This is a genomic window from Mycobacterium sp. E802 (assembly GCF_001666875.1).
Lineage (GTDB): Bacteria > Actinomycetota > Actinomycetes > Mycobacteriales > Mycobacteriaceae > Mycobacterium.
On sequence record NZ_LZJD01000044.1, the window covers coordinates 1 to 24913 of the forward strand.

At 65.9% G+C, this 24913-nt stretch carries 31 protein-coding genes; 18 read left to right on the forward strand and 13 right to left on the reverse strand.

What is annotated here, in order from left to right; all coding sequences use genetic code 11:
* Positions 1-434: 434 nt before the first annotated feature.
* Positions 435-1106: a hypothetical protein gene (locus tag A5699_RS06135; protein WP_157561113.1), complete on the reverse strand. Its 672-nt coding sequence runs from the start codon at positions 1104-1106 to the stop codon at positions 435-437.
* A 594-nt stretch (positions 1107-1700) separates the two neighbouring features.
* Between A5699_RS06135 and dapB the strand changes: the two genes are divergently transcribed.
* From dapB to A5699_RS06155, 4 genes are read left to right on the forward strand one after another with little or no spacing between them, the layout of a single operon-like run.
* Complete coding sequence (dapB, locus tag A5699_RS06140) at positions 1701-2438, forward strand: 4-hydroxy-tetrahydrodipicolinate reductase (RefSeq protein WP_067766932.1); 738 nt, start codon at positions 1701-1703, stop codon at positions 2436-2438.
* Complete coding sequence (locus tag A5699_RS06145; protein WP_067766935.1) at positions 2435-2905, forward strand: hypothetical protein; 471 nt, start codon at positions 2435-2437, stop codon at positions 2903-2905. The genes dapB and A5699_RS06145 overlap by 4 nt, the downstream gene beginning before the upstream one ends.
* Complete coding sequence (locus A5699_RS06150) at positions 2902-3357, forward strand: flavodoxin family protein (RefSeq protein ID WP_067766938.1); 456 nt, start codon at positions 2902-2904, stop codon at positions 3355-3357. Before A5699_RS06145 ends, A5699_RS06150 begins: the two co-directional genes overlap by 4 nt.
* 12 nt (positions 3358-3369) lie before the next feature.
* On the forward strand, positions 3370-3825 hold the full coding sequence (locus A5699_RS06155; RefSeq protein WP_067766941.1) for a hypothetical protein: 456 nt from the start codon (positions 3370-3372) through the stop codon (positions 3823-3825).
* Positions 3826-3864: 39 nt separating this feature from the next.
* Here the strand turns inward: A5699_RS06155 and A5699_RS06160 are convergent, their stop codons facing one another.
* Positions 3865-4602 (reverse strand): dienelactone hydrolase family protein, encoded by a 738-nt coding sequence (locus A5699_RS06160; RefSeq protein WP_067766944.1) that lies wholly within the window; start codon positions 4600-4602, stop codon positions 3865-3867.
* A gap of 42 nt (positions 4603-4644) precedes the next feature.
* Between A5699_RS06160 and A5699_RS06165 the strand changes: the two genes are divergently transcribed.
* Both A5699_RS06165 and A5699_RS06170 read left to right on the forward strand, forming a co-directional pair.
* Positions 4645-5445 carry a thymidylate synthase gene (locus A5699_RS06165; RefSeq protein WP_067766947.1) on the forward strand — a complete coding sequence of 267 codons (801 nt, stop codon included), beginning with the start codon at positions 4645-4647 and terminating at the stop codon, positions 5443-5445.
* The gene (locus tag A5699_RS06170; RefSeq protein WP_067766950.1) at positions 5442-5933 is read left to right on the forward strand and encodes a dihydrofolate reductase; all 492 of its coding nucleotides are present in this window, start codon (positions 5442-5444) and stop codon (positions 5931-5933) included. The genes A5699_RS06165 and A5699_RS06170 overlap by 4 nt, the downstream gene beginning before the upstream one ends.
* Here the strand turns inward: A5699_RS06170 and A5699_RS06175 are convergent.
* A complete protein-coding gene (locus A5699_RS06175) occupies positions 5915-7201 on the reverse strand; it encodes a DUF4303 domain-containing protein (RefSeq protein WP_067766952.1) in 1287 nt (428 codons plus the stop codon). The two genes, A5699_RS06170 and A5699_RS06175, sit on opposite strands and share 19 nt — an antisense overlap.
* An 18-nt stretch (positions 7202-7219) precedes the next feature.
* Between A5699_RS06175 and A5699_RS06180 the strand changes: the two genes are divergently transcribed.
* Positions 7220-8425, forward strand: a complete 1206-nt coding sequence (locus A5699_RS06180; protein WP_067766955.1) for a winged helix-turn-helix domain-containing protein — start codon at positions 7220-7222, stop codon at positions 8423-8425.
* Positions 8426-8430: 5 nt separating this feature from the next.
* Here the strand turns inward: A5699_RS06180 and A5699_RS06185 are convergent, their stop codons facing one another.
* From A5699_RS06185 to A5699_RS06200, 4 genes are all read right to left on the reverse strand, one after another.
* Positions 8431-9216, reverse strand: a complete 786-nt coding sequence (locus A5699_RS06185; RefSeq protein ID WP_067766958.1) for a DUF4239 domain-containing protein — start codon at positions 9214-9216, stop codon at positions 8431-8433.
* A gap of 71 nt (positions 9217-9287) precedes the next feature.
* Positions 9288-9431, reverse strand: coding sequence for a hypothetical protein (locus A5699_RS06190; RefSeq protein ID WP_231965603.1), 144 nt, complete (start codon positions 9429-9431; stop codon positions 9288-9290).
* A 195-nt stretch (positions 9432-9626) separates the two neighbouring features.
* Positions 9627-9908 carry a hypothetical protein gene (locus A5699_RS06195; RefSeq protein WP_067766965.1) on the reverse strand — a complete coding sequence of 94 codons (282 nt, stop codon included), beginning with the start codon at positions 9906-9908 and terminating at the stop codon, positions 9627-9629.
* Between the two features lie 164 nt (positions 9909-10072).
* Positions 10073-10567: a hypothetical protein gene (locus A5699_RS06200; RefSeq protein ID WP_231965605.1), complete on the reverse strand. Its 495-nt coding sequence runs from the start codon at positions 10565-10567 to the stop codon at positions 10073-10075.
* 302 nt (positions 10568-10869) lie between these two features.
* On the opposite strand from A5699_RS06200, the gene thyX reads away from it, so the two are divergent.
* From thyX to A5699_RS06220, 4 genes are read left to right on the forward strand one after another with little or no spacing between them, the layout of a single operon-like run.
* A complete protein-coding gene (thyX, locus tag A5699_RS06205; protein WP_067766968.1) occupies positions 10870-11622 on the forward strand; it encodes an FAD-dependent thymidylate synthase in 753 nt (250 codons plus the stop codon).
* Positions 11623-11680: 58 nt separating this feature from the next.
* On the forward strand, positions 11681-12583 hold the full coding sequence (gene dapA, locus A5699_RS06210) for a 4-hydroxy-tetrahydrodipicolinate synthase (protein ID WP_067766971.1): 903 nt from the start codon (positions 11681-11683) through the stop codon (positions 12581-12583).
* Positions 12583-14259 (forward strand): ribonuclease J, encoded by a 1677-nt coding sequence (locus tag A5699_RS06215; RefSeq protein ID WP_067766974.1) that lies wholly within the window; start codon positions 12583-12585, stop codon positions 14257-14259. The genes dapA and A5699_RS06215 overlap by 1 nt, the downstream gene beginning before the upstream one ends.
* Positions 14260-14306: 47 nt before the next feature.
* The gene (locus tag A5699_RS06220; protein ID WP_157561114.1) at positions 14307-14975 is read left to right on the forward strand and encodes a hypothetical protein; all 669 of its coding nucleotides are present in this window, start codon (positions 14307-14309) and stop codon (positions 14973-14975) included.
* On the opposite strand, the gene A5699_RS06225 is transcribed toward A5699_RS06220, so the two are convergent.
* Both A5699_RS06225 and A5699_RS06230 read right to left on the reverse strand, forming a co-directional pair.
* Positions 14961-15398 carry a hypothetical protein gene (locus A5699_RS06225; RefSeq protein WP_067766980.1) on the reverse strand — a complete coding sequence of 146 codons (438 nt, stop codon included), beginning with the start codon at positions 15396-15398 and terminating at the stop codon, positions 14961-14963. The genes A5699_RS06220 and A5699_RS06225 overlap by 15 nt on opposite strands.
* 2 nt (positions 15399-15400) lie before the next feature.
* A complete protein-coding gene (locus A5699_RS06230; protein WP_067766983.1) occupies positions 15401-16021 on the reverse strand; it encodes a metalloregulator ArsR/SmtB family transcription factor in 621 nt (206 codons plus the stop codon).
* Between the two features lie 70 nt (positions 16022-16091).
* Here A5699_RS06230 and A5699_RS06235 point away from each other — a divergent pair, with 70 nt between their 5' ends.
* Entirely contained in the window at positions 16092-16499 is a 408-nt protein-coding gene (locus tag A5699_RS06235; protein ID WP_067766986.1) for a group III truncated hemoglobin, read from the forward strand.
* Here the strand turns inward: A5699_RS06235 and A5699_RS06240 are convergent.
* Together A5699_RS06240 and A5699_RS06245 are read right to left on the reverse strand one after the other, a co-directional pair.
* Positions 16496-17323, reverse strand: coding sequence for a mycofactocin-coupled SDR family oxidoreductase (locus A5699_RS06240; protein WP_067766989.1), 828 nt, complete (start codon positions 17321-17323; stop codon positions 16496-16498). The genes A5699_RS06235 and A5699_RS06240 overlap by 4 nt on opposite strands.
* Positions 17323-17637 (reverse strand): putative quinol monooxygenase, encoded by a 315-nt coding sequence (locus A5699_RS06245; protein WP_067766992.1) that lies wholly within the window; start codon positions 17635-17637, stop codon positions 17323-17325. The genes A5699_RS06240 and A5699_RS06245 overlap by 1 nt, the downstream gene beginning before the upstream one ends.
* A 159-nt stretch (positions 17638-17796) precedes the next feature.
* On the opposite strand from A5699_RS06245, the gene A5699_RS06250 reads away from it, so the two are divergent.
* Positions 17797-20379: a DNA translocase FtsK gene (locus A5699_RS06250; protein WP_197508207.1), complete on the forward strand. Its 2583-nt coding sequence runs from the start codon at positions 17797-17799 to the stop codon at positions 20377-20379.
* 20 nt (positions 20380-20399) lie between these two features.
* On the opposite strand, the gene A5699_RS06255 is transcribed toward A5699_RS06250, so the two are convergent.
* Both A5699_RS06255 and A5699_RS06260 read right to left on the reverse strand, forming a co-directional pair.
* Positions 20400-20885 (reverse strand): hypothetical protein, encoded by a 486-nt coding sequence (locus tag A5699_RS06255; RefSeq protein WP_157561115.1) that lies wholly within the window; start codon positions 20883-20885, stop codon positions 20400-20402.
* Between the two features lie 100 nt (positions 20886-20985).
* Positions 20986-21507 carry an amino-acid N-acetyltransferase gene (locus A5699_RS06260; protein ID WP_197508208.1) on the reverse strand — a complete coding sequence of 174 codons (522 nt, stop codon included), beginning with the start codon at positions 21505-21507 and terminating at the stop codon, positions 20986-20988.
* A gap of 42 nt (positions 21508-21549) precedes the next feature.
* Here A5699_RS06260 and pgsA point away from each other — a divergent pair, with 42 nt between their 5' ends.
* From pgsA to A5699_RS06285, 5 genes are all read left to right on the forward strand, one after another.
* Positions 21550-22155 carry a CDP-diacylglycerol--glycerol-3-phosphate 3-phosphatidyltransferase gene (pgsA, locus tag A5699_RS06265; RefSeq protein ID WP_142254012.1) on the forward strand — a complete coding sequence of 202 codons (606 nt, stop codon included), beginning with the start codon at positions 21550-21552 and terminating at the stop codon, positions 22153-22155.
* A complete protein-coding gene (locus tag A5699_RS06270; protein ID WP_067767004.1) occupies positions 22133-22621 on the forward strand; it encodes a CinA family protein in 489 nt (162 codons plus the stop codon). The genes pgsA and A5699_RS06270 overlap by 23 nt, the downstream gene beginning before the upstream one ends.
* 81 nt (positions 22622-22702) lie before the next feature.
* The gene (gene clgR, locus A5699_RS06275) at positions 22703-23032 is read left to right on the forward strand and encodes a transcriptional regulator ClgR (protein WP_067767007.1); all 330 of its coding nucleotides are present in this window, start codon (positions 22703-22705) and stop codon (positions 23030-23032) included.
* Between the two features lie 214 nt (positions 23033-23246).
* On the forward strand, positions 23247-24062 hold the full coding sequence (pspA, locus tag A5699_RS06280) for a phage shock protein PspA (protein WP_067767010.1): 816 nt from the start codon (positions 23247-23249) through the stop codon (positions 24060-24062).
* A 20-nt stretch (positions 24063-24082) separates the two neighbouring features.
* The gene (locus A5699_RS06285; RefSeq protein WP_067767013.1) at positions 24083-24913 is read left to right on the forward strand and encodes a hypothetical protein; all 831 of its coding nucleotides are present in this window, start codon (positions 24083-24085) and stop codon (positions 24911-24913) included.

Genomic DNA, 24913 nt, shown 5'->3' on the forward strand with positions numbered 1-24913 from the left:
AACGTCGAGGTCAAAACCATTCTCGACGCGCTGGCATCCGAGAAATCAAGGCACTAAGGCAAATGACCCAACTCGGGACGGGCCACCGCCGGGGATCTGTTCGCCCTCGACCTGCACCGACACAAAGGTGTGGCCGTTGAGGTCGGCATGGTTGTCAGCGGCTCCGTTCGAACAACCCGCAAGGGCGAAAACCGCTGCTGCGACGAGTGCCGGCAAGTTCAGGCGCATGGCTCCTACCGTAGGTGGTAGATCCGTCCACAGGTTCGACAATCGCAATCGGATTGGCTGACGGAATGTTTCGTCGTTGTCTCCGCTGGCTTGGCCGCCTACGGAGATAGGGTGGTGGGTGGCGACCCGAGCTCGACAGGTGCTCAAGAGTGGCGAACCGCAGTAGACGGCGGCGCCTTGTCAATCGATCCGTGCACCCCGCCTGACTATGCAGTGCTTCCGGGCCACCCGGGGACGGCTGGCTCGGCCGGGGGTGGGGCGTCGAGCACACTCATGAGGATCTGCGCGCGTTCCTCGAGGTTATGGGGCATGGTGTCGCGGCACTGCTGACGCAGCTGGACATAGTCTGGGTCGCGCGGCGTGTGAACAGTGTTCTTGAGGCTGCCCCAGTAGTTGCCTTGTGAGGCGCCGGTGATCTTCCAGTCGCCGAACACATCGCCGATCGGTGCGGGGCTTTTACCCTCTTGGAGTTGCGTAGTTTTATCCCCGGCGTCGCCGTTCTTGAACTCGATCCGCCACAGGGTTACCGCGGCCTCTTCGCGCTTCTGCACATCACCTTTTCCGCTCGGATAGTCCAGCACCGACGCATACTTTCCAGAATGACCAATGGCGGGGTGAAATATGTTGTACTTACCGTCGCATACGTAGGCGAGGTAGCGGTCTGCGAGTGGGGAGAGTTCCATAACATGGAAGTATTCGTTGCCGAAGAAAGGTCCGTCGCCGAAGTTGATGTCTTTGTCGATCGCGGGCATAATCCATTTCAACTCAAATGGCAATTCTCCCCATTGCACATGCTCGTCATAGCCGGCTCGCGGGTCGGGTAAGTCCGGGATAGCTCGCTGAAACCCTGGGTAGGTATTGGCTGATGACTTAGTCATAAATCCAGTCCGAAAAGACTCAAGGTAAGCGCGCACCGGAATCGCGGGGCCGGTAAGGAGGTCGATACCGGGTTCTGCTGTCCATTGGAATCGGAAGCCGTTCAAGTCGTTCGGCCAGTTCGGGTACATAGTTTTTATGACCGGGGGCGCGGAAGGTGATTCTTTGTGGTCAGAACATCCCGCGAGTACGCATACCGCAGCGGCGACGACGGCAAATCCTTTCCTGGCCAATCGGAGCATCATGCGTGTGCCCAACTACTGACCAGCTTTGGGGGGATCATGCGGAAGGGTCCCTTGGTAGGCGACTTCCGATTTGGTGAGGTCTCCCGCAACCCTATCGCCAAGGTATTGCTCCACTTTGTTTCGTATGTCCAACGCATCCGCAACCTTATCGGCACCGTGCTTGATGGTTAGGTACTTGACTTACTCCTAGACTCGCGCGTAGTCCCGAAGGCCGGGACAAGTTTGGCCAGCTCATCCCAACGTCGCGTCGAGCGTGCACAACGTGTCGACCAAACACGGCGCGTCTACTGACGAACACGCACACTCGCGGAGCAAGGGGGGCCCGCGGTCCCGGGCGGTAGGCTCCCAACCATGCGAGTTGGCGTTCTCGGGGCTAAGGGCAAAGTCGGCGCGACCATGGTGCACGCGGTCGAATCCGCGGAGGATCTGACATTTTCGACCGGTGTCGACGCGGGCGATCCGCTGTCTCAGCTCACCGACACCAAGACCGACGTGGTCATCGACTTCACTCATCCCGACGTGGTGATGGACAACTTGAAGTTCCTCATCGACAACGGCATTCACGCCGTGGTCGGGACCACCGGCTTCACCTGGGAGCGCATCGAGCAGGTCGAGACCTGGCTCAAGGACAAGCCCGAGTCCGCGGTGCTGATCGCGCCGAACTTCGCCATCGGTGCGGTGCTGTCCATGCACTTTGCCCAGCAGGCGGCGCGGTATTTCGAGTCCGTCGAGATCATCGAGCTGCATCACCCGCACAAGGCCGACGCGCCGTCGGGCACGGCCGCACGTACCGCCAAGCTGATCGCCGAGGCGCGAAAAGGCATGCCGCCCAACCCGGATGCCACCAGCACCGGCCTGGACGGGGCCCGCGGTGCCGATGTGGACGGCGTGCCGGTGCACTCGGTGCGACTGGCCGGGTTGGTGGCGCATCAGGAGGTGCTGTTCGGGACGCAGGGGGAGACCTTGACGATCCGTCACGACAGTCTCGACCGGTCCTCGTTTGTGCCCGGGGTGCTGCTGGCGGTCCGCAAGATCGGTGAGCGGCCCGGCTTGACCATCGGCATTGAACCGTTGCTCGATCTGTCGTGAACGACGGCGCGCGGTCGCTGCGCATCCAACTGGTGATCGGCTTCATGTGCCTGGCCTTGATCGCCTATTTCGTGATGCTCGGGCGCGCCGCGTTCGTCTTCATCACCTCCGGTGAGCCCGCCGCGATCGGCCTGGGCTTGGCGCTGCTGGTGTTCCCGCTGATCGGTATCTGGGTATTGGTCACCACCCTGCGTGCCGGGTTGGCCCACCAGCGGTTGGCTCGTCTCGCGCGCGAGCAAGGCATGGAACTTGACGTCAGTGATCTGCCGACACGGCCCTCGGGGCGCATCGAGCGGGACGCCGCCGATGAGCTGTTCGCCACCGTCAAAGCCGAACTGGAGGCCGATCCGGACAACTGGATTCGCTGGTACCGCCTGGCCCGCGCCTATGACTTCGCCGGTGATCGCGGCCGCGCCCGGGAGACCATGCGTACGGCGGTGCGGATGCAGGAACAACGCTCGGCATGACGAAGACGTTGCTGGTGGTGCATCACACGCCCTCGCCGGCGACGCGGGAGCTGCTGGAGGCGGTGCTTGCCGGGACCCGGGATCCGGACATCTCCGGCGTGGCAATCGAAACCAGGCCCGCGCTGGCTGCGACGCTGCCGGACATGTTGAGTGCCGACGGCTATCTGTTCGGCACCACCGCCAATTTCGGTTACATGAGCGGCGCGTTGAAACACTTTTTCGACACGGTGTATTACCCGAGCCTGGACCATGTGGCCGGGCGGCCGTACGGTCTGTGGGTACACGGCAACAATGACACGGCCGGTGCGGTAAACGCTGTCGAGAGGATCGTCACGGGCTTGGCGTTGACCAAAGCGGCTGACGTACTTGAAGTTACCGGTGCGGTCGATGCCGGTGTCCGGGAACGCGGCTACGAGCTCGGTGGCACCCTGGCCGCAATGCTCATGGAGTGATGGAGGGAAACGATGCCGGGTATCGCCGAACTGGCTCTTGGTGCCGCCCCGATAGCGGGCGGCGCCATGCTCGGAGTGATCGCCGGCAATCTCAAGCCGCCGGACATCCGTGGGATGATCGCCAAGGATCTCGACCTGCTGGACCGGTTGCCGGCCGAGGACGTCGAACGCAAGGCGCGGCTCAAGGCCAGCATCGACGAACGTATCGACGGCTTGATCGACGCGAGTGACCGCGGCCGAGAAATCCGCGAAGCCGCAATGTCCTACCGCGGGAATTGGCGGGACATCGTCGTTTTCGTCTGCGCGGTGCTGTTCACGATCGTCTGGTGGAACGTCAGCCACAGCCGGACCAACTGGCTGGTCATGTTCGTCGCGATGATCATCGTGTCCGTGGCAGCCGGCATCTATGCGGGCCGGGGTGTGGCCCGGGCGATCCGCACGTTCCTGCACCGCAACGACAAGTCATAGGGCGCAGCCGGATCCGTCGACCCCGCCAGGGGCCGACGCTCAACCCAGGTGGGCGCCGAAGAAGCTCTCCATTGCCGCCCAGTGCCGTTTGGCGGCTGCCTCGTCGTAGGGCGCATTGTCCGGAACCGCGAAACCATGTGCCGCGTCATATGTTTCGATGGTGTGCTCGACGCCGGCCTCGCTCAAGGCTGCATCGAGGGTCTTGGCCTGCTCGGCGGTGAACGACGCGTCGCCTTTGGCGCCGCCCACGTAGACCGCCGCCGTCATCTTGTCGGCCAACAGGTGTGGGCTGCCCGGATCGTCGGAGGCCAGCCCGCCGCCATGGAAGGACATTGCGGCGGCGACCCGGTCGGGCACGCGCCCGGCGACCACCAGTGACGTGCGCCCGCCCATGCAGTAGCCGGTGGTGCCGAACTTCTCGCCCTTGGCCTCCGGCCGGGACTGCAGGTAGTCGAAGAACGCTGTGGCGTCATCCGCCATGATCTCCGGGGTCACCTTCTTGATCATGGCGAACAGACGTTGACGCTCGGAGGGGTTACCGAACACCGTCGCCATCTCGAACGGAGCCCAGTCGGCATCGCGGTAGTACATGTCGGGAACCAGCACCGCGTAGCCGTAGCCGGCCAGCTGCGCGGCCATCTCGTCGAACGTGGCACGGGCTCCGCCGGCATCGGGATACATGACGATGCCCGGCCATGGTCCCGTGCCTTCGGGGGTGGCCAGGGTGACGGTGCAGGTTCCGGCGGGCGTGGTGATGGTGTCCTTGGTGGTCGGCATGGCTACCGTTCTACTCCCTGCGCCGGCACGTAAGCTGAGGGCGTGCCGATCCAGACTCCGTACGAGGACCTGCTGCGGAAGGTGACCGAGCAGGGCGTACCCAAATCCGATCGCACCGGCACCGGCACCCGCAGCCTGTTCGGGCATCAGATGCGTTACGACCTGGCCGCCGGTTTTCCGTTGATCACCACCAAGAAGGTGCACACCAAGTCGGTGATCTACGAGTTGCTGTGGTTTTTGCGCGGTGATTCCAACGTGCGTTGGCTGCAAGAGCACGGTGTCACGATCTGGGACGAATGGGCAAGTGAGACAGGCGATCTCGGTCCCGTGTACGGCGTGCAGTGGCGGTCGTGGCCGACGCCCTCTGGTGAGCACATCGACCAGATCTCGGCGGCCTTGGAGCTGCTCAAGAACGACCCCGATTCGCGGCGCAACATCGTCTCGGCGTGGAACGTCGGTGAGATCCCGCAGATGGCCCTGCCGCCGTGCCACGCGTTCTTCCAGTTCTATGTGGCGGACGGCAAGTTGTCCTGCCAGCTGTATCAGCGCAGCGCCGACCTGTTCCTCGGCGTGCCGTTCAACATCGCCAGTTACGCGTTGCTGACCCACATGATGGCCGCGCAAGCCGGCCTGGGTGTCGGGGAGTTCGTCTGGACCGGCGGTGACTGCCACATCTACGACAACCACGTCGAGCAGGTGGCCCTGCAGCTCAGCCGCGACCCCAGGCCCTATCCGGAACTTGTTCTGGCGCATCGTGATTCGATCTTCGATTACACCTACGAGGACATCGCGATCGTCAATTACGATCCGCACCCGGCGATCAAGGCGCCCGTCGCGGTATGACCGATGATCTTCGACAACTGGCGATGATCTGGGCCCAGTCGACCTCGGGCGTCATCGGTCGGGACAACGACATCCCCTGGCACTTGCCCGAGGACCAGGCCCGGTTCAAACAGCTCACCCTCGGGCAGACGGTGGTGATGGGGCGGCTGACGTGGGAATCGCTGCCGGCCAAGGTCCGTCCGTTGCCCGGGCGGCGCAACGTCGTCATCACCCGCAATCCGGGATACGTCGCCGACGGGGCCGAGGTCCTGGCCGGACTCGACGATGTCTTCCGCGGTTGGGTGATCGGCGGCGCGCAGATCTATGCCCAGGCACTTCCGTTCGCGGTCCGCTGCGAGGTGACCGAGATCGACATCGACCTGCCACCGGCGGAGGGGGATGCCCTGGCTCCCGCGCTGGACGCGTCGTGGACCAAAACCACGGGTGAGTGGTTGACCAGCGCCTCGGGGCTGCGATACCGGTTCTGCAGTTACGTGCGCACGCGGTAGCCGGCCAGCCGACGGACCTCACCGTCGGGATCGTCGGTGGCCAGCGCCGTAATCTGCTGCCGCAGTGCGCTCACCTCGTCAGGGTCGACGTCGCCAGGTCCCATCGGGCCGATGAGATCGCTGATGACGGCGACCGCGTGGCGCCGGATCACCGGTTCGACGTGGTCCAGCCCGGGCCGCACGCCCGCGAGATCGGCGACGGTGAGCGTGCAGTAGCCACGCCCCGGCTTGAGGCCATCGGCCACCAGACCCGCGATCGATCCGTCGGCCAAACCCGCGGCCAGCAGCTCATAATCCAGCGGGGCAGAACCGCGGCCGTGATCGCGAAACGAGGTGAAGGGCGCCGTCACCGCCGCTGCCCGGGTAGCCGGAGGCAAATCTGAGCGGGCCAGCACCTGCCGGCCCGCGCCGAGCCGGCCGAGGGCGGCAGCCGCCCAGTCGTGGCCATTGCCTTTCAGCGGCACGACCGCCCAGAGGGCCTTGAGGACGTCGGGGGTCGGCAGGTTCAGGTCGGCCAGGAGCTTGGCGCCTCTCCACGCGGTGTCGCGTCGGGCCAGCGCGGCGATCCCCACCGGCACGGCGGCATCACCCGACGCGATCAGCAGCTCGGCGGCACGTTCGGCTCCCAACTCCGACGGTGGCCCGGGGATGAGGCCCGCCGCCACGGCCAGCGCTTCAATGCGCCGGGGGACCGGCATGGCCAGAACGGCCCGCTCGGCCTCGGCAGCGGCGGCATATTCGGGAAAGTGGCGCCGCAACTCCTCTGGGGTGACCGAACGAACCAGGAGGTCGCCGGCTTCGTCGTCGAGATAGACCACCGCACTCTCGGGCAGGGTGCCCTCGGCGACGAGGGCGCGGCGGGTTCCGGCGGCGACCGTCATCATCGCCTGGGCGAAGCGATCCCACTCCTGCTCCCACTGGGCGCGGGGAAGTCCCGTCACCGCAGCGCAGAGTCGATCCCCCCACGGCGGGTCGGATTTATCCCACTCGTCGTCCTGGTACTGCCAATCGGGCGGACTGAACCGGCAATCGGGATCGTCGACCGATTCCTCGGTGGCCAGTGCGAGATTCGGCAGGTAGATCACCCCGGTGGTCTCGGCGTAGAACTCGCTGAATGCCACCGCATACGGCGTCTCGGAGGGGGCTGACGCGATCAGCGTGCGCACCGCATCGGCAGCGGCCAAGGTCAAATCCGTCTCGAACGCATCCCAGTCGAACGCCACGCGAACCAGTATCCAATTCGGTCCGCTCCGGTACTTGTCGGGCATGTAGGGAACGATGACAAGGTGGCCACCATCACTGCGGCACAGGCTCGCCGCATCGCCGTCGCCGCGCAGGGTTTCCGTCAAGCCAAACCTCGCGGGCCGGTCAGCCGCGCCCACCTGCGCACGCTGATCTCCCGTATCCAGGTGCTGCAACTGGATTCGGTGTCCGTGGCGGTGCGGGCACACTACGCGCCGGTGTTCAGCCGGCTGGGGCCGTATGACCGCGAGATAGTCGACCGCGCGGCATGGTCGCACAGTGCCCGTTCGCCACGGCTTCTGGTGGAGTACTGGGCGCATGAGGCCGCGCTGATGGCGGTCGAGGACTGGCCGCTGCTGCGGTGGCGGATGCGCGAATACACCCATGGCCGGTGGGGCAGGGAGATCGTGCGCAAGAACCCCAAGCTCGCCGAGGACATCGTGGCGGCAGTGGCCGAGCTCGGGCCCGCCACCGCGGGGCAGATCGAGGCACATCTGGAAGCCGAGCCGCGCGGTCGCAAGGGGCCGTGGTGGGACCGCAGCGAGACCAAATGGGTGGCCGAGGCGTTGTGGTCATCGGGAGTTCTGACCACCGCGACCCGTGTCGGGTTCGCAAGGCATTACGACCTCACCGAGCGGGTCCTGCCGCCGGAGGTGCTCGACCGGCAGGTCGACGACGAGGAGGCGGTTCGCGAGTTGGCCCTACGTGCGGCCACCGCGTTGGGAATCGGCACCGAGGCCGATATCCGCGACTATTTCCGGATGTCGGCCCGGCAGGTCAAGCCGGCAATCGCGAAGCTGGTCGCCGATGGGGAACTCGAGCCGGTGGAGGTCGAAGGGTGGGCCACGCCGGCCTATCTGCGCGCGGGCCAGAACCTGCCGCGTGATGACCGTGGGACTGCCCTGCTGTGCCCGTTCGACCCGCTGATCTTCTTCCGGCCCCGGGTGGAACGGCTGTTCAACTTCCACTACCGGATCGAGATCTACACCCCGGCGCCCAAACGCCAATTCGGTTACTACGTATGGCCGTTCCTGCTCGACGGGGAACTGGTGGCGCGGGTCGACCTCAAACGCACGGACGCCGCCCTGCAGGTGCTGGGCGCGTTCACCGAGGAAGGTCAGGACGCGGCACGGGTAGCGCCCGCGCTGGCGGGGGAGCTGCGGGCGATGGCCGGCTGGCTGGGCGTCGGCGATGTCACGGTCGGTGAGCGCGGTGACCTTGCTACGGCTCTGCGACACGCCCTCGGTTGAGCGCCTCAGGTTCCGCGATCGATCAGATCGAACACCATTACGGCGTGTTCGAACCGGTGCGGGGTGACGCCCATGGGGCCGTACGGGTGGTCCAGCATGAATATCAGGAAGAGCAACAACGAAAGCAGGACGGTCACCGCACTGACCAGAATCAGGTGGGCACGGCTGTTCGCCAGCCGCATGAAGCTGGCAAGGCTGATCACAACCAGGCTTCCGAAGATCAGGGCGCACCACAGTAGCGTCGGAATCCTCGGATTTGAGTTGAGGATTCGTGCGCTGCGGTCCGAGGTGAGGACCGCCAATTGGTTGAGAAACTGGCTGTTGATCGTGCTTGCTGTCCCGTCGGACGGTGCGGTGCCGACGATGCGGTACATCTCGGTGAGCGCGTGCCGGCCGGTGTTGCTGATCGGACCGAACTCTTCCTTGCCCCATTCGGGGCCGTGAACCGCGGCGGCATACCGGCGAAGTTGCTCTCGGACCTGCCCCTGTTCGGGCTGCGGCATGGCCACCGTCTGGCGATACATGGTGACCAACGTCGAGGCTTCGTTGGAGACGTTGGTCTCGGCCGACAGGTACTGCTGCCATCCGACCACCACCGTGAACCCGAGCAGCGCACCGTAGACAAGTCCGACGACTGTGAGGAACGGCGACAACACCGAGTTGTGTTCGGGGCGGGTGTCACGCGCGATGACGCGGCTGGCCAGCAGGACGCTGCCGATGGCCAGCGCCACCGCGCCGAGGATCACCACGGCGAGCATGACCCACGCGCCGACGATCCCGAAGTCGCCCATAGTTGACCAAGGATGCCAACAATCCCCGCGGCACGGAGCCAGATCGCCGGATCAGATCATCTGCAGCGCCCTCATCGAGCGGGTTCTGCCTCCGGCTCCTCGGCTAGTTCAGGCACCCCGCGTCCTCGGAACACGTTGGTGGCAAACACGATCGCACCGATGACGAGCCACACGGCCCCGCCGATCTTGGCCAGCGCGTCGGCGTTGATCAACACGTAACCGATGATCAGAGCGTTGGCACGTGCACATCTGGCGATCGACTTCGAACACATCTCGGCCGCGATGCGCCGCGCCGGCGTCCTCGTCGATTGAGCCGGCGTCCCAGCGTCGTTGACGTGTGCCGTTTTCCACGCCTGGGTCGTGCCTGTTGTCGATCAGCAGCCCAGGTGCAGAAAGCGGCGGGGTCCGGCTCAGATCATGCTGAGAGTCTCGAGATGGACCTCCGTCGATGCGTAATCGGAGGTGGGCGTCGTGCGCTGGCACCACATGCCGCCCTGACGCTTCTCGGTCTGCACCACCCGGCCGTCCACGTTGAACGTGATCTCCAACTCGACGGGCTGCCCGGCTTCGTCCGGGCACAGGTGCTCCCACACGATGGTGCGCTGATCGCTGTTCGGGCCGCTGTCGAAGATCAGTTCCCAGTCCCGCTCATTGGCGCGCTCGCAAACCAGATCCATGACGTGGTAGGTCATCTCGTTCCTCCTGTATCTGTAGGTCAATCGTGGTCGAACGGGTGTCCGGCGTCTGTCGTCTGATCGGGCGATGTTCCGGCCCAACCGAGGTCCGCCGATCGGGGGACAGAAGGGGGAGACGACATGGTCGCTGCCCCTCGATCAGCGACCATGTCGTCGGTCCGTCATCGCCCGGGCAGCACTTGTGTGACCGTGGCCCGCAGGTCGGCGCCCTCGGGACCGGATATGCCGGTCTCGCGGTCGAAGGTCGCCGTGCCGTCGGCATCGATCGTGAAATTGCCGACCTGATCTTGGTCGCCACCGGTCACCTTGAAGACCACAGTTGTCTTCTCCGGCAGTGGCTTTGCGCTGATGTACTGCGGGTTGATCGTGTAGCGGTAGTTACAGCCGGCCGAGCCGAAGCACTTCTGTTCGGTGATGACCACCCCGACGACGAAGTCTGCGGCGCTGGGCGGCAACGCGGCCGGTGACGGGGTCGACGACGAGGACAGCCCGGTATCCCAGATCGGGGTGCCCGCGGGAGCCTTCGAGACTCGATCCGGTGACACACAACCGGCGAGTGCGAGTACGGCGGTGGTGCCGAAGATGAACGGGGCCAGGACTTTTCGCTGAACAGTGTCGGCGCAGCTGTCCGTTGGTCCGGCGGCTTTGCGTAGCATCGATAGACCTTCCTTCTCCGGCGGGTGGGCCGGGTGGCGGGGCAGGGTCCAAGCTGTGAACCCGCCGCCCGGTGTCCGGGGAACAGGACAGTAAAGATGAGGGGTCCGACAAGTCCGGTGTAGGCCGCGACGGCGGGGCGGCTCACCGCCGGTTTCTACCGTGGGGTTGTTGCACGCGCCGAACCACGACCCTGATGTGGAAACCGGTGCACAACGGAGACGTGAAGCGGCCGGTCAACACCCCAGCGGTAGAAAGCGACACGCTGCGGATCACTCGGGGGCGCCGACAGTAAGGTGATTCTGTGGCCGAGATCGCGCCGCTGCGCGTGCAGCTGATCGCCAAGACGGAATTCGTGGCCCCTCCGGACGTGCCGTGGAGCACCGATGCCGAGGGCGGGCCCGCGCTCACCGAGTTCGCCGGCCGGGCCTGCTACCAGAGCTGGTCGAAGCCCAACCCGAAAACCGCCACCAATGCCGGCTACATCCGCCACATCATCGACGTCGGGCACTTCTCGGTGCTCGAACACGCCTCGGTGTCCTTCTACATCAGCGGTATCTCCAGATCGGCCACCCACGAGCTGATCCGCCACCGGCACTTCTCCTACTCACAGCTCTCACAGCGCTATGTACCGGAGAACGACGCCGAGGTCGTGGTCCCGCCGGGGTTCGAGGACGATCCGGAGCTGGTCGAGATCTTCACCAAGGCCGCCGACGCCAGCCGGGCGACCTACGCCGAACTGTTGACGCGTCTGGAAGCCAAGTTCGCTGACCAACCCAACGCTGTGCTGCGCCGCAAGCAGGCCCGTCAAGCCGCCCGGGCGGTACTGCCCAACGCCACCGAAACGCGCATCGTGGTCACCGGGAACTACCGCGCCTGGCGCCACTTCATCGCGATGCGGGCCAGTGAACATGCCGACGTGGAGATCCGCCGGCTGGCCATCGCCTGCCTGCGCGAGCTCCTCGAGGCGGCCCCGGCGGTGTTCTCCGATTTCGAGATTTCGACGATGGCGGACGGTAGTGAGGTGGCAACGTCTCCTTTGGCGACGGAGGCTTGACGGAGCCACCGGTCAGGACGGCGACGGAGGACCGAATCGGCCGGGGTAATCTTGGCGCGTGAGTACGAGCGGAATCGATGTAACAGCGCAGTTGGGCACGGTGTTGACCGCAATGGTGACCCCGTTCAAGCCCGACGGCTCGCTGGACCTCGATACCGCTGCTCGCCTGGCCAATCGCCTGGTCGACGCCGGTTGTGACGGCCTGGTGCTCTCGGGAACCACCGGCGAATCGCCGACCACTTCCGATGAGGAGAAGCTCGCGCTCCTGCGCACGGTGCTCGAGGCCGTCGGGGATCGGGCCCGGATCATCACCGGCGCCGGCAGCTATGACACGGCCCACAGTGTGCACCTGGCAAAAGCCAGCGCGGCCGAGGGGGCGCACGGTCTGCTGGTCGTGACGCCGTACTACTCGCGGCCCCCGCAGGCCGGTCTGATCGCGCACTTCACCGCGGTGGCCGACGCCACGGACGTGCCCAATCTGCTCTATGACATCCCGCCGCGGTCCTCGATCCCGATCGCCTGGGAGACCATCCGCATCCTGGCCGGGCATCCCAACATCGTGGGCATCAAAGATGCCAAGGCCGATCTCCACGGCGGCGGCCAGATCCTGGCCGAGACCGGACTGGCGTACTACTCGGGCGACGACACGTTGAATTTGCCCTGGCTGGCCATGGGCGCCGTCGGCTTCGTCAGCGTCTGGGGGCACCTGGCCGCCGGTCAGTTGCGAGATATGTTGACTGCGTTCATCTCTGGAGACGTCGCCACCGCTCGCAAGATCAACCTGTCGTTGGCTCCGCTGGCCCGCGCCCAGGCCCACCTCGGCGGGGTCACCATGTCCAAGGAAGGTCTGCGCTTGCAGGGGTTCGATGCGGGGCTGCCGCGGCTGCCGCAGATTCCCGCCAGCCCTGTTGAAATCGAGGCGCTGGCCGCCGATATGCGTGCGGCAGCGGTGTTGCGATAGTGAGCACCGAACTCGCGCCTCCCAAGCCCTTGGCCACCGGCGGTCTGCGAGTTACCGCGCTGGGCGGAATCAGCGAAATCGGCCGCAACATGACGGTGTTCGAGCACCTGGGCCGGTTGTTGATCGTGGACTGCGGGGTGCTGTTTCCCGGGCACGATGAGCCCGGTGTCGACCTGATCCTGCCGGATCTGCGTCACGTGGAAGACCGCCTCGACGATGTCGAGGCACTCGTCGTCACCCACGCCCACGAGGACCACATCGGAGCGATTCCATTCCTCCTCAAGCTGCGCCCCGACATCCCGGTGGTGGGGTCCAAGTTCACCATCGCACTGATCCGGGAGAAGTGCCGTGAGCACCGCATCAAGCCGGTGTTCGTCGAGGTCGCCGAGCGGCAGAGCAGCCGCCACGGCGTCTTCGAGTGCGAGTACTTCGCGGTCAACCACTCGATTCCCGGTTGTCTGGCGGTGGCGATCCACACCGGGGCCGGCACCGTGTTGCACACCGGCGATATCAAGCTCGACCAGCTGCCGCTCGACGGACGCCCGACCGATCTGCCGGGCATGTCGCGGCTCGGCGACGCCGGGGTGGACCTGTTCCTGTGCGACTCGACGAACTCCGAACACCCGGGTGTCAGCCCGTCCGAGAGTGAGGTCGGCCCGACGCTGCACCGATTGATCCGCGGCGCCGAGGGCCGGGTGATCGTGGCCTGCTTCGCCTCGAATGTCGATCGCGTGCAACAGATCATCGATGCCGCGGTGGCGCTGGGCCGGCGGGTCTCGTTCGTCGGGCGCTCGATGGTGCGCAACATGGGCATCGCGCGAGAGCTGGGTTACCTGCGGGTGGCCGACGCGGACATCCTCGATATCGGGGCCGCCGAGATGATGCCGGCGGAAAAAGTTGTGCTCATCACCACGGGCACCCAGGGCGAACCGATGGCCGCGTTGTCCCGGATGTCGCGGGGCGAGCACCGCAGCATCACGCTGACCGCAGGCGATCTGATCATCCTGTCCTCGTCGTTGATCCCGGGCAATGAGGAAGCCGTCTACGGGGTGATCGACGCGCTGGCCAAGATCGGCGCCCGAGTGGTGACCAATGCCCAAGCGCGCGTGCATGTTTCGGGTCACGCCTATGCAGGGGAGCTGCTGTTCCTCTACAACGGCGTGCGGCCGCGCAACGTGATGCCGGTGCACGGTACCTGGCGTCATCTACGGGCCAATGCGGCGCTGGCCGCCAGCACCGGGGTACCGCCGGAGAACATCGTGCTCGCCGAGAACGGGGTGAGCGTGGACCTGGTGGCCGGTAGGGCGTCGATCGCCGGCGCGGTGACTGTCGGCAAGATGTTCGTGGACGGGTTGATCACCGGCGACGTAGGTGACGCCACGCTGGGTGAACGCCTCATCCTCTCATCGGGTTTCGTGGCGGTCACGGTGGTTGTGCATCGCGATACCGGCAAACCCGCCGGTCCGGCCCACCTGCATTCCCGCGGGTTCTCCGAGGACCCCAAGGCGCTGGAACCGGTAGCCCGCAACGTCGAGCGTGAGCTGGAAAGCCTTGCCGCCGACAACATCACGGACCCGACCCGGATCGCCCAGGCCGTCCGACGCACGGTGGGCAAGTGGGTCGGGGAGACCTACCGGCGCCAGCCGATGATTGTGCCGACGGTCATCGAGATCTAGCCGAATTGATGCACTGGGCGGCCCTCTACAGCCGTTAGATTGGCTTGGTGAGCCTCCCCACAGGTGCCTTCGAGCGTCGCCGTCCGATTCCTCCGCTCAACTCAGCGGACGACATCAAACGTGCAGTGGAGTATCCGCACCTGTTCCGTGCGTTCGTGACGATGATGGCCATCGGCGCGGCATACCTCCTGTGTGTGGTGGCCTACGCCATCGCAACCCGTGATCACCAGAACATGGTTGTGTTCACAGTGCTTGTGGCAGTGTGGTTCGCGTTCTTGTTCGGCGGCACCAAACTCATGCCGGCCATCCTGATGCGTCGTTTCTACGACCGGGTGATGCGCGGCGGAATCCTGTGCGACGTGTATCCCGCCGGTGTGCCTGATGCCAAGACGGCGATCCTGATCGACGTCCGGTTGCCGGCTGCGCAGGCGGCGTACGCGCATGATGTGATCGTCTCCTGGCTCGGACGGTTGGCTGCGGATCCGGCAGCACTTGACCAGGCTGGGGATCTGTTCGCGGGCGGCCGGATTCGCAGTGCCGACGAACTGGCCGGTCCCGATGCCCGGGGCGGTTTTCTGGTGGCCGGGGACAAGAACCCGAACCAGGGCTGGCGTCTGATTCTTCCCGAGACCGATCCGCGTGACCCGCACCGGCCGTATTCGAAAGGCCTTGTGGTCCGGGTCGATACACCGTCGGTGGAGTCAGCCGGCAAGTAGCAGGATTCCGCCGGTCAGCAGGGCGATCACTTTGATGAGTTCAAACGCGACGTAGACGTAGTGCACCTGGGACCGCCCGGCCGGCTCCTCACCCGGGGCAAGCGCCAGCACGGCGTCCGAGCGCTGAGTCAGCTTGGGCCGCACCGCAATCAGTTGAACGGCCAGCGCCACGATGGCAACTGCGAAAGCGGTGATCACTGCTGCGGATGGCCGGTGCAGCGCGAACATCACGATGACGATGACGGCGAAGGCGGCCTCCACGGAATTGAGGGCACGAAAAACCCTGCGGCCGATGCCGAGTCCGATCTGTAGCGTCACACCAGGTGCCCGGAACTTCAACGGCGCCTCGATGAACGAGATCGCCAGCACCATGCCCAGCCAGCAGAAGGCGACCGCGACTGCGACAGCCAGACCGGCATTCATAATCAATCTCCTTTCGGGCCCAGATGGGCCACGCACAGATCCGGTTCGACGAAGGCGTCGAGCCGCTCCACGGCAACGGGCGCCTGCCAGCTTTCCAGCGCGCCCTGCATGAGGCCGAGGTGGATCGGGCACACCACCGCGGCCCGGGTCCGGGCGAGATCGAGAAACGGGCAGTGGCGGAGGTTGAGTCGGCCGTCCGCAGGTGGTTCCGGAGCGAAACCCGTGTCGTCGAGCAGACGCACCAAGGCTTCGACGGGGGAGTCATCTGCCGGCTTGTCCATCGTGCGTCCCCAGGCGAGACCCATCTCGCGGGCCTTGGCCGCGGGGTCGTCGTCGACCGCCAATCCGTTGGCCAGGATTTCGGCGAGCAGCCGGTAGCGCGTCGGTCCGGTCGGGTCCATGCGACGCACCGCTTGATACAGCTGCGCGGGCCGGCCCGGAGTGCGTTGGTGAGGTTCGACACGTTCCACCTGCCCGGCAGCCTCTAGATGCTCGAGGTGAAACCGCACGGTGTTCGCGTGGACTGCGAGTTCGGCAGCTATCTGCGCAATCGTCATCGGGTCGTCCGAGGCTTTCAGTGTGCGCAGGACGTCGACTCGACGCTTCCCGATCGCAGAGATCATGGTTACAGTTTATACAAGAAACGGTTGTAGAAACTAGGGCGGGCAACCGGCCCAGGAAGGCTTTCCTCCGATGGCTGAGGACCTGACAAGCCGCGACGACGTCGAGTTGCTGTTGTGGCGCTTCTACGGCAAGGCGCTGTCGGACCCGGTGCTTGCCGAGCCGTTCGCCGAATTGCGCGCCAAGGGTCTGCGCTCCCACCTGCCGGTCATGTGCGATTTCTGGGAGACCGTGCTGTTTCGGGCCGGCCTCTACCACGGTAGTGCGCTCACCGTGCACCGTGATCTGCACGGCCGCCATCCGTTGGCCGCGCGGCATTTCGTGCGATGGCTGACGTTGTGGACCGAGACCGTCGACGAGCTCTATCAGGGCCCGCACGCCGAACGGGCCAAGCTCCAGGCCGGACGTATCGCCAAGGCGATGCACCGCCGGCTGGCCGGCGCCGACGCTGCCGAGCTCGACGCATTGGTTGCCTGCTAACGCTTGTTCACGATGCCCGCATCCACCGGGAGCGTCACCCCGGTGACATAGCGGGCCTGATCCGAAACCAGCCACGCCACCGCGTTGGCGATGTCTTCGGCGGCCAGCGCGCCCACCGGCAGGGCATTGCCCATGTCGGTGGGGGTGTCGGATTCTTCGGCAACCTGTCGAAGCCAGGACCGGGTGAAGTCATTGTTGATCATCGGCGTGTCCACCCCGGTGGGATGGATGGTGTTGACTCGGATGCTATGCGGCGCAAGGTGGTTGGCATATGCGCGCATCAGTCCGACCACCCCGTGCTTGGCGGCGGTGTAGCCGAGTGAACCGCGATCACCGCCACCGATGCCGATGAGGCCGGCCGCCGAGCTGATCAACACGATCGATCCGCCGTCGCCCTGGGAGATCATGATCGGGATGGCCACCTCCACGGTGTGATGCACCCCGCTGAGGTTCACGTCGATGACGTCGCGCCAGCCCTCGGGCCCTGATTGCATCGGGGCGATCCCGGCGTTGGCGACGACGATGTCGAGCCGGCCGAGTTGGTCGACGCCGGTTCGCAGGGCACTCCGAAGCGCCTCTTCATCCCGGACGTCGGCCTGCGTGGCCACGATGCGTGCATCCGCCTTTTCGACGAGCGCGACGGTCTCGGCCAGGTCCTCGGGGGTGGCCAACGGATAGGGCACCGAGTCGATCTGGTCGCACAGATCGACGGCGATGATGTCGGCCCCATCGGCGGCCAGGCGCAGGGCCTCGGCCCGCCCCTGGCCACGGGCGGCGCCGGTGATGAACGCGACCTTGCCGGCCAGGGGAGCGGCGGCGTTCATCAGCTACGCAGCTGCCCCTTGGCGGGGTCACCCGCCACGACCGGCTGCAACATCTTGATATCGGGGGCGCCGTCGAGCAGCTCGCCCACGGTGCCGAACAGCGCGCCGATCGCCGGCGCGGTGCTGTGTGCCTTGAGGGCATCGGCGTCAGCCCACTGCTCGACGAACACGAAGGTGCCATCGGTCTCGTGCAGCGAATAGAGCTGGCAGCCCGGCTCTTCATGCACGGCCGCGACCGCCTTGGTGCAGGCCTCGCGCACGGCGTCGACGGACTCGGGCTTGGCCTTCATGGTGGCGACGACGACAACTGGCATGTGTGTAGAACTCCTCGATGAGTGCCGAAACTGGACGAGTGTCCACCCTAAGCGATAGGGCGGCGAATTCGATGAGTATGGCTAAGTGTCATTCGATACCGTCTTGTGACCCGTGTGGCAGATGGTGGTTGTGGGGCATATGCGACTAGGCTTGCACACATGGCTAACAAGACCGCCGGCCGATCCGGAGCGCGTTCGAGCAGGTCAAACGCCAGCTCGCGGGGCGGGTCCCGGCGTCCGGCGCCGGCCCGCTCGGGCCGACCGGCTGCGCCGCGACGCAAGCCCGCCCGACGCCCGCAGACCTCGCCGGTATCAGTGGCCGGTCAGAAGCTGGGCCAAGGCGCTCGTGCCGGCTGGTTGATGCTCGCCAAGGGGGCCGGGTCGACCGCGCGCTCGGTGGGCCGCGCCCGTGATATCGAGCCGGGCCACCGCCGCGACGGGCTGGCGCTCGCACTGTTGGGCGTCGCCGTCGTCGTCGCCGCGAGCTCCTGGTTCCACGCGGCCGGCCCGGTGGGGCAGTGGATCGACACCGCGCTGCGGACGCTGATCGGCGGCCCGGTGGTCCTGGCGCCCGTCATCCTCGGTGTCATCGCCGTCGTGCTGATGCGCACCGAGCCCGACCCGGAATCGCGCCCGCGACTGATCCTGGGCTCGGCGATGATCGCGCTTCCGATGCTCGGGCTGTGGCACCTGTGGTCGGGGTCGCCGCAGGATCCGATCGCCCGTCAGCACGCCGCCGGGTTCGTCGGCTTCGCCATCGGTGGCCCGCTGTCGGACGGCCTGACCGAGTGGATCGCCGCGCCACTGCTGTTCATCGGAGTGCTGTTCGGGTTGCTCCTGATCACCGGCACGACGATCCGGGAAGTGCCCTCGACGCTGCGCGCCATGTTCAGCACCAGGGCATTCCGTGACGGCTACGACGACGAGTACGACGACTACGACGGGGATTACGCCGACGAGTACGACGACGGGCCCGACGATTACTCCGACGGCTACTACGACGACGATGTCGCCCGAGGCGACGCCCAACCCCAGTCCTGGCCGACGGCTGCCATCGAGGCACCCAAGACGCCGACCGGCACGCCGATGGACAACTACCCGTTGCCCGAGGACACCGACGCCCCGACCATCCCGGAGCCGGCCGTCAAGCCGCGGCGCAAGAAGGCCGAACCCAAGGCCGAAGCGAAGAAGGCGGCCGACGACACGCTGGTGATGGACCGCGTGGTCGAGGGTCCCTACACGCTGCCGTCCCTGGATCTGCTGATCGCCGGTGACCCGCCGAAACTGCGCACCGCCGCCAACGATCAGATGGAAGCCGCCATCACCTCGGTGCTCGAACAGTTCAAGGTCGACGCCGCGGTCACCGGCTGCACCCGCGGCCCGACGGTCACCCGCTACGAGGTCGAGCTCGGCCCGGGCGTCAAGGTCGAGAAGATCACCGCGCTGCACCGCAACATCGCCTACGCGGTCGCGACCGAGAGCGTCCGCATGCTGGCCCCGATCCCCGGCAAGTCCGCCGTCGGTATCGAGGTGCCCAACACCGACCGCGAGATGGTCCGGCTGTCCGACGTGCTCACTGCGCCGTCGACGCGTCGTGATCACCACCCGTTGGTGATCGGACTGGGCAAGGACATCGAAGGCGATTTCGTCTCGGCCAACCTGGCCAAGATGCCGCACCTGTTGGTGGCCGGTTCCACCGGCTCCGGTAAGTCCAGCTTCGTCAACTCGATGCTGGTGTCACTGCTGGCGCGGGCCACCCCGGAAGAGGTCAGGATGATCCTGATCGACCCGAAGATGGTGGAACTCACGCCGTACGAAGGCATTCCGCACCTCATCACGCCGATCATCACCGAGCCCAAGAAGGCCGCGGCGGCGCTGGCCTGGCTGGTCGAGGAGATGGAACAGCGTTATCAGGACATGAAGGCGTCCCGAGTGCGTCATATCGACGTGTTCAACGAGAAGGTGCGCTCCGGCGAGATCAGCACGCCGCTGGGCAGTGAACGGGTCTACAAGCCGTACCCCTACATCCTGGCCATTGTCGACGAGCTCGCCGACCTGATGATGACCGCCCCGCGTGACGTCGAAGATGCCATCGTGCGCATCACGCAGAAGGCGCGCGCCGCCGGTATCCATCTGGTGCTGGCCACCCAACGGCCGTCGGTGGACGTCGTCACCGGTCTGATCAAGACGAACGTGCCGTCGCGGCTGGCGTTCGCGACCTCGTCGCTGACCGACTCCCGCGTGATCCTGGACCAACCGGGTGCGGAGAAGTTGATCGGTATGGGCGACGGCCTGTTCCTGCCGATGGGTGCCAACAAGCCGCTGCGTATGCAGGGCGCGTTCATCACCGACGAGGAGATCCACGCCGTCGTCGAGGCCACCAAGTCTCAGGCCGAACCGGAGTTCGTCGAAGGCGTCACGGCGGCCAAGGCCGGCGAACGCAAGGACGTCGACCCGGACATCGGCGACGACATGGACGTCTTCCTGCAGGCCGTCGAACTCGTGGTGTCCTCACAGTTCGGCTCCACCTCGATGCTGCAACGCAAGCTGCGCGTCGGCTTCGCCAAGGCGGGCCGGCTGATGGACCTGATGGAGACCCGCGGCATCGTGGGCCCGTCGGAGGGTTCCAAGGCGCGTGAGGTGCTCGTCAAACCCGACGAGCTGGCCGGAACCCTGGCGCTGATCCGGGGCGGTTCCGACGCCAATGGTGCTGACGCCGAAGACGATCCGGACGAGTTCTGACCGGGTGGGTGCGCTCGTGCCTACTTGGCGACCCGCGATTGCCCTGCCTGTAACCAGTCGGCGAACTCGGCAGCGACCTGATCGGCGTCGAGAACTGCATCTGTAGGTCTGTTGGCGATGTCGACACTGGTCTGGAATGTGTCAGAGAAGTGGTTGTTCTCACCGGGAGGCAGCGGGTAGGACAGCACCATCTCTGCAGAGTTCGCGGTGACGAACCCCTCGGCATCGGCCTGGGTGACGAATGTGCGTCCCACCTCGGCGGCCTGCGCGGGGGTGGCATCCCGGTCCAGCAAGACACGCAGCGTGAACAGTTCGCCTTCGGTGATGTTCTTCCGGTAGTTCGTTTCGACCTTCGACACTCCGGGCATGGAGCGGATTTGCCGCGCGATATCGTCGGCCTGTTCCTGTCGGTTGCCCGTCACTCGATCGCCGATCCAGGAACACCCCGTCGTCGCCAGGCCGATCACCATGGCCAACGCGGCAAACATTCGGACTGTTCGTCGCATCAGGGGACCACTCCTCATCCGAGATTGCGTGGCGCGGAGACGGTTGCCGGCCCAATCCCTGTTCATCGCCGCATGAATACGGCGGAAATCGGGGCGCGCTTCACAGCGTCAACAACATTCGGGTGTTGCCCAGCGTATTGGGCTTGACGTAGGACAGGTCGAGGAATTCGGCAACACCGGTGTCGTAGGAGCGGCACATCTCCTCGTACACCTCGGCCGTCACCGGGGTGCCGTCGATCTCCTCGAAGCCGTGCTTGCCGAAGAAGTCGACCTCGAAGGTCAACACGAAGATTCGTCGCAGGTGCAAATCGCGGGCGACATCGAGCAACCGCTCCACCAACAGATGGCCGACGCCGGTGCCCCGCACCTTCGGATGCACCGCCACGGTGCGGACCTCGCCCAGGTCGGCCCACAGCACATGCAGGGCGCCGCACCCCACGAGTTCACCGTCGAGTTCGGCCACCCAGAATTCCTGGACCGCCTCATACAACGTCACCAGGTTCTTCTCCAGCAGGATCTTGCCCGCGTAGACGTCGACCAGCCTCTTGATCGCCGGGACATCGGAGGTGCTGGCGCGGCGCACCACAGGGTGTTTGCGCGACGCGACACTGCCTGGGTTCACAGGCGCAAGAGTATCGGTTGTGGCTACCGATATTCTGTTGCGGTGCCGGGCCAACCTTCTACCGATCCGGTGGTCCCGCGTGCGCGCGTGGCCAACCTCGCCAATGTGCTCACCGGTGTGCGGATGGTGCTGGTTCCGGTCTTCCTCGTCTTCCTCTTCGTCGGAGACGGTCATGAAACCGGCTGGCGGATCGCGGCTTTCGCGGTATTCGCGATCGCGGTGATCACCGACCACTTCGACGGTGCGTTGGCCCGCAGCTACGGGATGATCACCGAATTCGGCACACTGGCCGATCCGATCGCCGACAAGGCGTTGATCGGCGCTGCGCTCATCGGGCTGTCGCTGCTTGACGACCTGCCGTGGTGGATCACCGTGGTGGTGCTGTTCCGTGAGATCGGGATCACGGTGTTGCGCTTTGCGGTGCTGCGGCACGGCGTGATCCCGGCCAGTCGCGGCGGCAAGCTCAAGACGCTGGTGCAGGCCGTGGCAATCGGACTGTTCGTGCTGCCGCTGCATGCGTGGCCCACCATCTGGCTCGACGTAGCCTGGGCGATCATGTGGGTGGCGGTGGTGTTGACCGTGCTCACCGGTGCCGACTATGTCATCTCGGCGATCAGGGATTCCCGTGGACGATCCGCTGCTCACTGACGACGCCCGGGCGCTGGTCGCCGATCTGACCGTGCGTTCGCAGAGCGTGGCCACCGCCGAGTCGCTGACCGCTGGACTGCTGGCAGCGACGCTGGCCGGGGCACCCGGGGCCAGTGCGGTCCTGCAGGGCGGTCTGATCACCTACAACGAAGACACGAAGATCTGGTTGGCCGGGGTGGCTCCGCAGGTGCTCGACGCGGTCGGGCCCGTCGCAGCGCCGACGGCCCGGGCCCTGGCCGTCGGAGCCCGGCAGCGCTGCGCCGCCACCTGGGGCGTCGGTCTGACCGGTGTGGCCGGCCCCGAACCGCACGGCGGCCATCCCGTGGGCACGGTTTTCATCGGCCTGGCCGGGCCGGTGGACACCGAGGTCATCGAGTTGTCACTGTCGGGTTCACGCTGGGATATCCGGCGGGCAGCGGTCGACGCGGCGATCTCGCGCCTGCGGGTCCTGGTGGAAAATCAATAACTGCGGCCGTTCGGGAACCTCGTGGTGGCCTGCGGCGTTGGTCTCTTAGCGAACCTGTGACAGACAGGCGAAGGAGGCACCATGACGGCATTGCTGCGCGAGGTGATTGGCGACGTGCTGCGCAACGCCCGCACCGACCAAGGACGCACGTTGCGTGAAGTGTCCGATGCGGCGCGGGTCAGCCTCGGGTACCTCTCCGAGGTGGAGCGGGGCCGCAAGGAGGCCTCCAGTGAACTGCTCAGCGCGATCTGCGACGCACTCGATGTGCCGCTGTCCCGGGTGCTCAGCGACGCCGGCGAGAGCCTGGCCGAGCGGGAACACGCCGCCGCGGCGACGCCGCCGAACGTGGCCCATATCGATGCCTCGACCAAGGTGGTCATTCCCCAGGCCGTCTCGATGGCGGTGGCGTGACGCGGGTGTGACGACGGCCCCGGTGCCGGGTCGATGGCGGTGGTGTGGGTGATTGCACATTTTCGCCGAAACGCCCCATGCGAACAGCCCGCGGGGCTGTGGCGTCATGCCCGGAACCGATAAGTTGGCATCAGAATAATTGCGGCAACTTGAATCAATGAGGCCCGGTCACGGGTCTGACCGGCAAGCCCGACAGATAAGGCGGAACGAACCCATGGCCAATCCGTTCGTCAAGGCGTGGAAGTACCTGATGGCGCTGTTCAGCTCCAAGGTCGACGAGTACGCCGATCCCAAGGTTCAGATCCAGCAGGCCATCGAGGACGCGCAGCGTCAGCACCAGGCACTCACCCAGCAGGCCGCCCAGGTCATCGGCAACCAGCGTCAGCTGGAGATGCGGCTCAACCGTCAACTCGCCGACATCGAGAAGCTGCAGGTGAACGTCCGTCAGGCGCTGACGCTGGCCGATCAGGCCACTTCGGCCGGTGATGCCGCCAAGGCCACCGAGTACAACAACGCCGCCGAGGCATTCGCTGCTCAGCTGGTCACCGCCGAGCAGAGCGTCGAAGATCTCAAGGGTCTGCACGATCAGGCGCTGCAGGCCGCGGCGCAGGCCAAGAAGGCCGTCGAGCAGAACGCGATGATGCTGCAGCAGAAGATCGCCGAGCGCACCAAGCTGCTCAGCCAGCTCGAGCAGGCCAAGATGCAGGAGCAGGTCAGCGCCTCGTTGCGGTCGATGAGCGAGGTTGCCGCCCCGGGCAACACGCCCAGTCTGGACGAGGTCCGCGACAAGATCGAACGCCGCTACGCCAACGCCATCGGGCAGGCCGAGCTGGCGCAGAACTCGGTGCAGGGCCGCATGATGGAGGTGCAGCAGGCCAGCGTCCAGATGGCCGGGCACTCCCGGCTGGAGCAGATCCGCGCCTCGATGCGCGGCGACGCCCTGCCCAGCGGTGATGCCACCTCGGCGACCCCGGCCACTCCGGCCACCAACCCGGCCCCGGCCAACCCTGAAAAGCCGCTCGGCCAATAGTGATTCGAGTGTTCTAGATCATGGCTACCAAGACCGGTGGATCGAGCGCCTGGAAGTCGTTGCTGCAGCACGGCGTGCAGCGGGGCATCGACACTGCAGCCGACTTGTCCGGAGCATTGAGCGAAAAGCTCAGCGCTGCGGCCGATCCGCGCGCCAAGCTGTTGCGCAAACGGCGGTGGGCGGCGCGACTGGCAGTGTTCTTCACCTTGTCGAGCGTGTTCTGGGTGCTCGTCACGGCGCTGTTGGCGTCGTGGAGCACACCGGTCTGGGGCCTGATCATCACCGGCGTGATCGCCGCCGGCGCAGCCTTTCCGGCGACGTTGCTCTGGTTGCGCTACCGCTGGCTGCGCGCCGAGCCGCTTCCGCCGCAGCGCCCGGTCTCCGGACGTCGGTTGCCGCCGTGGGGTTCTGCGGCGCGGCAGCCCATGTCGGCGCTGATGGCCTCGGAGCGGGGGATGTTCTCGCTGCTCGGCGTGTTGGAGCGCGGACGGATGCTACCGGCCGACGAGTTGCGTGAACTGAATGCCGTGGCCAATCACACGGCACGGACGATGGCGGCCACCGCTACCGAGGTGGTCGCGATGGAACGTGCGATCAGCAATGCGCCACAGTCTCGGCAGCATCTGGTGCCCACCATCAACGCCTTCACCGCTCAGCTCGGGCAAGGCGTGCGCCAGTACAACGAGATGGTGACTGCCGCAGCGCAATTGGTGTCGACGGTGAACAGCGGGCAAGGCGACGCCTCACCGTTGTCGCAGCAGCGTTACCGCAACGAGTTGACCGGCGCTACCGACCGGCTGCTGGGCTGGGCGCAGGCGTTCGACGAACTCGGGCAACTGCGCCGCGCCTGA